Source organism: uncultured Acetobacterium sp., assembly GCF_927416815.1.
Classification (GTDB): Bacteria; Bacillota; Clostridia; order Eubacteriales; family Eubacteriaceae; genus Acetobacterium.
The window spans coordinates 1-9,447 of the sequence record NZ_CAKMJU010000045.1 but is presented as its reverse complement, the minus strand read 5'-3'; the positions used below and the strand labels follow the sequence as shown (position 1 = coordinate 9,447).

Sequence of the window (9,447 nt, the reverse complement as noted above, 5' to 3'; positions counted from 1 at the left end):
AAGGTGCCATGATGGAGCACCCGTCCCTTTTTTACAGTCTGAGCCGAGCCCGATATTTTTTGTTCGCCAATGGCGATATCGCTGGTCCGACGCTTTGTGGCTGGAATCCCCATTTTATTAAGGGCGGCAATAACAGGGCCTAAAAACTGGTCATAATCGGCAAAGGCATCACCTTGATTGCTAATAAATGAGTAGTTGAGATTGTTGACATCATGAAATACCGTGCCTCCCCCGGTGTTTCTTCTCGCCACCGGAATCCCCGCTTGCTCGACCGCTTTTAAATTGATTTCTTCAAAGATATTCTGGTGTTTTCCTAAGACAATGCTGTTATCATTTTTCCATAACAACAGATACGCGCTATCTCGATTATTTTTAAATAAGTATTCTTCCATGGCGAGGTTAAAATACACATCGGTATTGGTGCTGTCAAAAACCTTCATCGCAGTTCCTTTCTTATCAATCGCTAGGTCACCCTTTTTTGTCCGTTTTGAACTCATTTTAATTTTACCCGAGAACCGCTTTATCGTCTACTGTAATTTTTTAGCACCCCTCAAACCTTAAAAACGCCTGTTCTAATCTGCTTTAATTGTCTTAATTAACAAGTAAGTCTTCTATACTAATAGCCCTGACTTAATAGCAAAAGGTGCCTGAACCAGAGTTTTTAGAACTTCTGATTGAGGCACCTTTTTTAATTGTAGATTTTTGGGTTCATCACCGGTATCAGCCGCTTGGCTAACAGCACGCTCAAGGCAATCTTAATGATCCCCCCTGGTAGGGTCATCACAAATCCCGAGATCATTACCGTTGCCGCTCCCACTGGCGTATTGAGATAATAATTAAGGATTAGATAATACCAGGGTAATCCGACCGCATAGATTAGCGCGTTTCCGGCAACTGCAGCGAGAATCAGCTGCTTTGTTGAGTTATCAGGGTTTCTTTCAGCCAACCAGCCGGTGACAAATGCCCCCAGGGCAAAACCGACAATATAGCCGAAGGTGGGTTTGAAAAGATACATTAATCCACCGCCACCGGTAAATACCGGCAAGCCAGCCAGACCCATAAAAATATAAACCAAAACCGCAATCAGCCCCCCTCGGGATCCCAGCAGCAACCCGGCCAGGAGTACAAACATCGTCTGGAGGGTTATCGGTATTCCCGGTAGCGGCACTTTAATCATCGCCCCCACCACAATCAAGGCGGCAAATAGTCCGCAAAGCAGTAGCATTCTTAAATTAAGGGTATTTTTTTCAATCATTTAATCCATCCTATTCTAATTTTCTAATACTAATTTCCCCTGAATTCAGGGTTTCTAACTGTCCTGATTGGTTTTTTATGACTAGTCCACCTTCGTCACTGATATCCAGGGCGGTTGCCACTTCCCATTCATTATTCCTAAAAACTTTAATCTGTTTTCCCAAAACCATCGATTGCGTCTTGTATTCTGCCAGGAAATCGCGGTTACTCAGATTGGTGCAGATATCCATCACCGCGTTGATAATTTCCGCCGCCAGCCGGTTACGGGTCAGGGCATCTGGTTTTTCATTAAACAGCGTCCCGACAATGTCTTCCAGTTCTTTGGGCAAGGTCGCTTGCGGCTGCTTGAAATTTACCCCAATGCCGATGATCACAAACTCAAACTGTCCGTTCTCAAAGTTGGTCACCGCCTCAGTGAGAATCCCGACAATCTTCCGGTCGCCCCGGTAAATATCATTGACCCACTTGATCTGGGTATCAATACCCGTCACTTTTTTGATGGCCCGGCAAACCCCCACCGATGCGCCGGTGGTTAACAGCACCGCATCACGGGCGGCCACATCGGGACGCAGCACCAAACTTAAATAAATCCCGCTTTTGGGCGGTGAATAAAAGGAACGACCCATTCGGCCCCGTCCCTGAGTTTGCTCTTCAGCGATAATAACCGTTCCCGTTTTTGCCCCTTCCAGTGCCAATTTCTTGGCTTCCTGATTCGTCGAGCCAACGGTTTGATAGACAATCAGTTCAAGCTCCTGATTGGTTGGGGACAGCCAGGGGTGGATCCCTTCCGCCGACATCAGATCCGATTCACTTTTTAACCGGTAGCCTTTGTTGGTGGTGGACTCTATTTCATAGCCTGCTTCTTTTAGTGTTTTGATGGCCTTCCAGATGGCCGACCGGGAGACCGCCATGGTGCTGGCCAGCACTTCTCCGGAGAGATAGGTTTCGCGATTTTCTTCCAAGGTTTGTAATAATTTTTGTTTTGTCGACATTTCATCACCTCTTGTTGGTATTCTAACCAAAAAAAAAGCAATTGTCAACCATTTTTGTTTTGGTGGTCGACAATCGCTTTTTCATCCTGGTTATCCGATTTTATTTACTCATTTTTGAGTTGGTATAAAGAAACGACTGTATCCTTTGCGATTAATTCATATTTCATCGCCAGAACAGCATAGAGGGTCTGGTTTTGTTGGGGATCATTGTTTAAAACAATCCATTTAGGGGGATCATTTTCTAGGTGCTTATTGGTATCAATCAGCACCTGTGGGTCGTAGCGCCCCCACCATTCCTGCATCGTAAAATATTTATAACAGGGTGTGATCTCCGCCTTTAGAAACCATCCGGCGGGCACTGAATAACCCAAAACACTGTCTAACTCGGCAGCCGGGATTAAATTCTTGATGGTCAGGGCATTTTCATAATAGCTGTTATTCGGTTGTTCAGCAGCAATTTCCCGAACCGTCTGATATGAAAAGTTCAGGTAGCTGCCCACCGTTATCAGCAGCAGCGCCAATACTCCGACTAGCACCACACGATCATTTTCTTGAATCAGCGTTTTCCCCTTTGTTAGATAGAGCTCAATCAGTAAGATAATGGCCAAAACAAAGCATGGCGTCGTTAAGATAAAATAATGGTAGAAAACCCCACCTAGTAGCAGCGAAAAAAAGTTATCAGCGAGCCGCTGATTAATAACCAGCCGATTTCTTTACCTGCTTTTTTGAGCAAATAATAAACGCCCATACTAAAAGAAAAAATCACCGGAGTAATGCCATAACTAAATTTTACAAACTCCGCTGGTGTTGATATCCCTGACATCCCCTCAGCATATTTGAGATTAAACAGAAAAGTCCCATAAATCATATCGCCCAAAGCATGATTGACCAAAAAATAAATGGCTACCAGCGAACCGACAAAAAACGAACCACTAAGAAATGTCAGGACATTATCAAAAAAATTGCGAAACGACTGATTGGCCAGCAATTGGATCATCACGACTAAGACGATCGCACCAATAAACACGCTATTATTTAAGCGGATAAAGACGATCAGCGTAAAGCAGATCCCATATACCAGCGCATAGAGTGGTGGATGCTTGGCCTTTCCCAGGGGTTCTAACTTAAAATATTTCAAAGCCAAGTATAGCGGCAAAAATAGCAACGGCAAACTATATTCCTCGGTTAAGTTTCCCCCTTCAAAGGTGGCGGCCAGAATTAACAAAAAGAAAGCAACCGGAACCCAACAGCATTTTTTTTCTAAAAACAATCGCCCCATTTTAAAAATCAGCACCAGGTTGACCCCCATAAACAGCCATTGCACCAAAAAGTTACCAAAACGATTGGGCCATATCCACCATCCCAAGGCTTGGATAAAAAACATGACTGGCCCCTTATGATCAAATAAATCGACATAGGGAATGTGACCAGCGGTTATGCCCTTGCCAATTAGTAAAAATATCGCTGAATCTGAGATGCCAAAATTATCGATAAAGAAGGGGCTGGTTCCATAAGAAAATACCAACAAAAAAAGAAAGGCGGTTAAGGCTAGGATTCCATAGTCCAGAAGCGAATTTTTATATGTCTGCATTTAATTGTGTTCCTTGACAATGAAGATGGGTCGTTTTTTTGTTTCCAGATAGGTTTTGGCCAGGTATTGACCCAAAATCCCGATGCTGAATAACTGAATCCCACTGATCAGAAAAATTAAACATACCAGTGAGGCCCAGCCATAGGCGGAACCATGCCATAGTATTTCCCGAACAATGATCACCACAATGGCCACAAAGGATAACATACAAAAAAGCAGGCCGGTAGCTGAGGCAAAGGCCAACGGCGCGGTTGAAAAACCGATGATCCCTTCCATTGAATAAAGGCATAATTCCCAGAATGACCACTTGGTTTTTCCGGCAACTCGTTTAGCATCCTGATAGGGTAGCCATTTTGTGTTGAAACCAACCCATTCAAAAATGCCCTTTGAAAAGCGATTATATTCGCCGACCGCCAAAACAGCGTCAACCACAAAACGCTTCATCAGTCTAAAATCTCGCGCCCCTTCGACAATGTCCATACCGGTCATCCGGTTAATCAGTTTGTAAAAGCGTTTTGCAAAAAAAGAACGGATGCGGGATTCTTTGGCGCGGCTTGCCCGGCAGGCCGCCACACAATCAAAATCCTGGTTTATCAGGGTATCATACATGGGTATGATTAAGGCCGGCGGATCCTGCAAATCAACATCCATAATCCCGATATAATCCCCTGAGGCATAGTTTAAGCCGGCATAAATGGCGGCTTCTTTGCCAAAATTCCGGGAAAAAGATAGATACTTTACGCGGCGATCCTTTTCACTAAGATTTTTTATAATCGTTAGGGTTTTATCTTTAGAACCATCATCAATAAACAGAATCTCAAAATCTACCATTGGCATCTGAGAAATAACCTCATTCACCAGTGTATCATAAAAAAGGGGAATGACCTCTTCTTCACAATAACAAGGAATCACCATACTTATTGTTTGTTTCTCCATCATTCTTCACCTTAAACATTATTTTAATCCGTCCTCAAAAACATAAAAATGTCTTTGTAAAAAAATAAAATCCTGTCTTTGATCTTCCTTTGGGTTTCAAGACAGGATTTTAACTGCTATTTCTTTTTATACCACGAATAATCCTCGCGAATCAAAAAAACCGCGATTTCTCGGTTTTCTTCCCCAGCCTTAATAATTGTTTTGGCGATATTCCTTAGCGCTGTTTGGATTCCAACTAAAAAAATCGATGATCGACCCTATAAGAAATAATGGTCAATCATCGATTTTGTGGTCTGTATTCCTAATTTACTGAGCCAATACTTCCAGAGCCTTGACAATCATGTCGAAATTTTTCGCCATGCTATCGATACTCCAGAATTCATCCGTCTGATGACCAGTGTTTTCCTCGCCAGGAAGAACACCGCCAAAGGCCACAGCGTTATCAAAGGCGCGGGCATAGGTTCCACCTCCAGAAACAATCGGACCGCTGCTATCGCCGGTGTAGTCGGCATATACTTTTTGCAGTGACGTAACCAGAAAACTCTCCTGATCGACATGCAGGGGCAGGGTTTCATGGTCCATTTTCAGGGAAAATCCCAGATCTTCAGTGGCTTTCTGGATCGCTTCGCTGATATCACTGCTGTTGATGGTCACCGGGTAGCGGATATCACATCGGAGCACGGCTTTATTCTCATCGACATAAGCAATGGCCGGATTGAGGGTCAGATCCCCAGATACCGTATCGGAGAGGTTAATCCCGAAACCTTCAGGCGTCGCCCGATCAAGAAGCTCCAGCATCGGATGCTGGATGCCCTCCGCCCGTAATTCGCCGGCTAGTTTTATTAGCGCATTATCGCCCTTTTGTGGATCAGAAGCATGAGCCGATTTGCCCTTGGCTTCATAGGTCTGTCCACCAAATACAGCCCGGCCATAATCTGGAACCGAATTGATCTGTTTACCACTGCTTAGGTTTAGCAGGGGTAGACCCGCATCCAGTTCTTTTTCAAAAATAACATTCATAATACCCTTCTCCGCAAAGATAACCGGGAAACCGGAATCTGGCGAGAAGGCGTAGACGGGTATCTCTTCGGTTTCTTTGTAGCGTTTCATACAGGCCCAGCTCCCACCTTCTTCATCGCCACCGATAATCAGCCGTATCCGTTTATTAATCGGAACCTTGGCATCTTTTAGGGCTTTTAAGGCATACAGTGAGATGATCGTGAGGCCTTTGTCGTCCAGTACCCCCCGGCCATAAATCCTGTCGCCGTCAATGGTTAAATCAAAGGGCGGCACGGTCCAGTCGTCGCCCACTTCCACTGTATCCACATGGGTGATGGCCGCCACCATTTCCTGGCCTTCTCCAATTTCTACGTAACCGCAATAACCATCACAGTTTTTGGTTGTCAAGCCGAAACTGCTAGCCAAATCCAGAACGTAATTGATGGCCGCATTGATCCCGATTCCCAAGGGTGCTTCCGGAGTGATTTCGCCAGCGTTGGCGTTCACCGACTTTATTTGCAACAGGCCGCGTAAGGCCTCTAATACTGCTTGTTTATCAAAATGAATGGTCATATTCGTCTCCCTTTTTGATATCCATTATTCAAGCGCCAACTAGTGGCAACCCTAACCTTATTGTACCAGACTTTCCAGCGCTTTGCTGATAATATCAAAATTCTTCTTCATGCTTGTAATACTCCAGTATTCATCGGTTTGATGACAGGTGTTAGGTTCCTCGGGAAATCGTCCCCCAAAGGCCACGGCATTATCAAAGGCGCGGGCATAGGTTCCCCCGCCGATGACCTTGGGGCCGGTGGTATCGCCGGTATAGTCCTCATAAATTTTTTGCAGGGCATCGATGAGATAACTTTCTTTATCGATATGTAGCGGTGGCAGGTCATAATTAATGTTAACGGTAAAACCCAGAGGGGTAACGGCTCTTTCAATGTGATCGCGGATCTCCGCTGCTTTCATCGTTACTGGATAACGGATGTCACACTTTAGCACCGCCTTTTCCGGATTGACATTGGCAATCGATGGATTGATGGTCAGTTTCCCGGAAATCTCATCTTCAAAATCGATATTTAGTCCCGCGGAGGTCGCGATATCAATGAGATCTAGAAATGGGTGTTCGAGCCCCAGCATTCTTAGCTCACTGGCTAGTAAAAACATCGCATTAATCCCCTCATGGGGCTGCGATGCATGGGCTGGCTTACCGGTGCTTTCATAAACGGCATCACTGACAATGGCCTTGGCGTAATCCGGAACGGTGTTAATCTGATTGCCGCTAAAAAAGCCGAGGCTGTGAATCGCGGGCTCCAGGTTCTTTTTGATACAGACATTCAGAATCCCCTTTTCCGCAAAAATAGCGGGGTAGCCGGAATCCGGCGAAAAGGCATAGGTCGGCGCTTCTTCGGTGGCCTTGTAGCGATTCATACAATGCCATTCTTCCCCTTCTTCGTCACCACCAATAATTAGACGAACCCGTTTATTTAAAATGACGCCGCTATCTGCTAACGCCTTCATCGCATAAAGCGCCACCAGGGTGGGACCCTTGTTGTCAATGGTTCCCCGGCCATAAGCCTTGTCCCCATCAATGGTCAGATCAAAGGGATTGACCGACCAGCCGTCCCCCACCGGCACCGTGTCCACATGGGTCAGGATCCCAATCATTTCTTGGCCCTGTCCCATTTCGATGTAACCACAATAGCCGTCACAATTTTTAGTTTTAAAACCAAAACTTTCACCCAGATTTAAAACATAGTTGATGGCCGCGTTAATGCCAATACCCAGCGGTGCCCCGGGCATCACAGGCCCGGCATCGGCATTGGTCGAATCGATTTGCAAAAGCCCCTTCAGGTCGCCTAATAGCTCTTCTTCTCTTAGTTTATAGTTCATCTTTTTTTAATGATGCCTCTCCTATGTATTCAAAACGTTTTATGGTGATGCCATCTTTTTCAATGATTTCGTCCCACATTGCAGCTGGCCGAACCCACAACCCGCCCTCACCATACAAGGGCCGATAAACCACCATGGCTTCCAGGGTTTCACTGTGGCTGCCAACCCCGATAACCTCATATTCATTTCCCTTATAATGCCGATAGCGGCCGGGTTTTATAATATTTTGTTTCACAAAACTGATCACTCAACTTTCGCTTTCTTCTTCTTGTAAGTCGTGATATTATATACAAAGATTCTTAAGAATTTGGCAAACTTTTCTTTAGTATATCAATCCCTACTATATCCCCATATCAATCAACTCCGTGGTCTTAACATTCCAATAGAAACTTTTCTGTTGTTCATTATATAATTTAACATAAAGGAGATTTTTATGAAAACGAGACAAGAAATTAAAGCGATTGCCAAGCAGAACTTTTCTGAGAATTATTGGGTCTGTGTTGGCGCAACCTTATTGGCATTTGTTGTGATTGGTGCGGCTTCAGGCGTTACATCTTTTTTAGGCGGACTGGGCGGTCTGATTGTCTGGGCACCGATGATGGTTGGCCTGCAATTTTTCTCGCTATGGATTTACCGCGGTGAACTCCCCGCCCCGACTATTGAAGACATGTTTAAAACCGGTTTTTCGGATTTTGGACGAAAGCTGGGTGGGATGCTCTGGATGGAATTATTTGTTTTTCTCTGGTCTTTACTCTTTGTAATACCTGGTATTATCAAGTCCATCGCCTATAGCTTTACACCCTATATTCTGGCTGAATATCCCAATGTGCCGGCCACCGAGGCGGTTAAGATCTCGATGCGGATGACCCAGGGCCATAAAGGCGATATTTTTGTGATGTCGCTCAGCTTTTTAGGATGGTTTTTACTAAACGGATTTACCTTTGGTATTCTTGGCATCTTCTATCTTCACCCTTATTTCTTTACCAGCATGGCTGGACAGTATGAGGATCTAAAAGAACTGGCGCTCCAAAACGGCGTGATCAGCCTGGATGAGCTGGTTTAAAACTTATCTAAAATAGGGGGCAGGAAAATCCTACCCCCTATTTTTTAATTGCTTTTTTTAGTTCGTTATTTCATTAATTAAATTGACCATTTCAATGGCTGTCAGTGCACAATCATAACCCTTATTGCCAGCTTTTGTACCAGCCCGTTCAATCGCCTGTTCAATGTTTTCGGTGGTCAGTACCCCGAAGATCACCGGAATTTCGGAATTGAGTGAGACATGAGCGACGCCCTTTGAAACCTCGCTGCAGACATAATCATAATGGGTGGTCGAACCGCGGATAACCGCACCTAAACAGATAATAGCATCATATTTTCTAAGCTTGGTCATTTTAGCAGCAATCAACGGAATCTCAAAGGCCCCCGGTACCCAGGCCACATCAATGTCCGCTTCCTTGACATCATGACGCTTCAAGCCATCAATCGCTCCGCCTAGCAGCTTAGACCCAATAAACTCATTAAACCGTGCCACCACAATCCCCACTTTTATTCCTTTTGATACTAGCTTACCTTCATATACATTCATTTCGCTTCTCCTCTATAATAATTTTTGTTATCTAACTTTCAAAACGATAACCTAGTACCGACAATTGTTACATCATGTTGTTTGCATCAGAGCGGACACGGCCCAAGCCTGTCCGATTCTGCGCGCAGGCAACGAGCCAATCACAAGCTTGCTTGTAGTTGGCGACTGCCCGCGACCAATGCGAAAGGAGC

General features: G+C 44.9%; 11 protein-coding genes. 1 reads left to right on the top strand and 10 read right to left on the bottom strand.

Annotated elements, in window-relative coordinates:
* The 9 genes from QZ998_RS08070 to QZ998_RS08030 form a co-directional block, all read right to left on the bottom strand.
* Window positions 1-497 (bottom strand): lipoate--protein ligase family protein (locus QZ998_RS08070; protein ID WP_296559555.1); only part of this gene is annotated, 497 nt, incomplete at its 3' end.
* A gap of 191 nt (window positions 498-688) precedes the next feature.
* Entirely contained in the window at window positions 689-1,255 is a 567-nt protein-coding gene (locus tag QZ998_RS08065) for a biotin transporter BioY (RefSeq protein ID WP_296559554.1), read from the bottom strand.
* Window positions 1,256-1,265: 10 nt separating this feature from the next.
* Window positions 1,266-2,246: a biotin--[acetyl-CoA-carboxylase] ligase gene (locus QZ998_RS08060; protein WP_296559552.1), complete on the bottom strand. Its 981-nt coding sequence runs from the start codon at window positions 2,244-2,246 to the stop codon at window positions 1,266-1,268.
* Window positions 2,247-2,350: 104 nt separating this feature from the next.
* Complete coding sequence (locus QZ998_RS08055; protein ID WP_296559550.1) at window positions 2,351-2,854, bottom strand: hypothetical protein; 504 nt, start codon at window positions 2,852-2,854, stop codon at window positions 2,351-2,353.
* A 47-nt stretch (window positions 2,855-2,901) separates the two neighbouring features.
* On the bottom strand, window positions 2,902-3,837 hold the full coding sequence (locus tag QZ998_RS08050) for a hypothetical protein (protein ID WP_296559548.1): 936 nt from the start codon (window positions 3,835-3,837) through the stop codon (window positions 2,902-2,904).
* The gene (locus tag QZ998_RS08045; RefSeq protein WP_366512414.1) at window positions 3,838-4,773 is read right to left on the bottom strand and encodes a glycosyltransferase family 2 protein; all 936 of its coding nucleotides are present in this window, start codon (window positions 4,771-4,773) and stop codon (window positions 3,838-3,840) included. It abuts the gene before it with no gap.
* Between the two features lie 306 nt (window positions 4,774-5,079).
* Entirely contained in the window at window positions 5,080-6,345 is a 1,266-nt protein-coding gene (locus tag QZ998_RS08040) for a Sapep family Mn(2+)-dependent dipeptidase (RefSeq protein WP_296559544.1), read from the bottom strand.
* Window positions 6,346-6,402: 57 nt separating this feature from the next.
* Window positions 6,403-7,668: a Sapep family Mn(2+)-dependent dipeptidase gene (locus QZ998_RS08035; RefSeq protein ID WP_296559543.1), complete on the bottom strand. Its 1,266-nt coding sequence runs from the start codon at window positions 7,666-7,668 to the stop codon at window positions 6,403-6,405.
* Window positions 7,658-7,903 (bottom strand): DUF1653 domain-containing protein, encoded by a 246-nt coding sequence (locus QZ998_RS08030; protein ID WP_296559542.1) that lies wholly within the window; start codon window positions 7,901-7,903, stop codon window positions 7,658-7,660. The genes QZ998_RS08035 and QZ998_RS08030 overlap by 11 nt, the downstream gene beginning before the upstream one ends.
* Before the next feature lie 198 nt (window positions 7,904-8,101).
* Between QZ998_RS08030 and QZ998_RS08025 the strand changes: the two genes are divergently transcribed.
* Complete coding sequence (locus QZ998_RS08025) at window positions 8,102-8,731, top strand: DUF975 family protein (protein ID WP_296559541.1); 630 nt, start codon at window positions 8,102-8,104, stop codon at window positions 8,729-8,731.
* 57 nt (window positions 8,732-8,788) lie between these two features.
* Here QZ998_RS08025 and ribE read toward each other — a convergent pair whose 3' ends face one another.
* Window positions 8,789-9,256, bottom strand: coding sequence for a 6,7-dimethyl-8-ribityllumazine synthase (gene ribE / locus QZ998_RS08020; protein ID WP_296559540.1), 468 nt, complete (start codon window positions 9,254-9,256; stop codon window positions 8,789-8,791).
* Between the last annotated feature and the right edge of the window lie 191 nt (window positions 9,257-9,447).

What these genes read in the sequence shown, in the direction of transcription:
- QZ998_RS08035 (WP_296559543.1), bottom strand. Translation starts at nt 7,668, where the DNA reads ATGAACTATAAACTAAGAGAAGAAGAGCTATTAGGCGACCTGAAGGGG.
- QZ998_RS08060 (WP_296559552.1), bottom strand. Translation starts at nt 2,246, where the DNA reads ATGTCGACAAAACAAAAATTATTACAAACCTTGGAAGAAAATCGCGAA.
- QZ998_RS08040 (WP_296559544.1), bottom strand. Translation starts at nt 6,345, where the DNA reads ATGACCATTCATTTTGATAAACAAGCAGTATTAGAGGCCTTACGCGGC.
- QZ998_RS08065 (WP_296559554.1), bottom strand. Translation starts at nt 1,255, where the DNA reads ATGATTGAAAAAAATACCCTTAATTTAAGAATGCTACTGCTTTGCGGA.
- QZ998_RS08045 (WP_366512414.1), bottom strand. Translation starts at nt 4,773, where the DNA reads ATGGAGAAACAAACAATAAGTATGGTGATTCCTTGTTATTGTGAAGAA.
- QZ998_RS08050 (WP_296559548.1), bottom strand. Translation starts at nt 3,837, where the DNA reads ATGCAGACATATAAAAATTCGCTTCTGGACTATGGAATCCTAGCCTTA.
- ribE (WP_296559540.1), bottom strand. Translation starts at nt 9,256, where the DNA reads ATGAATGTATATGAAGGTAAGCTAGTATCAAAAGGAATAAAAGTGGGG.
- QZ998_RS08025 (WP_296559541.1), top strand. Translation starts at nt 8,102, where the DNA reads ATGAAAACGAGACAAGAAATTAAAGCGATTGCCAAGCAGAACTTTTCT.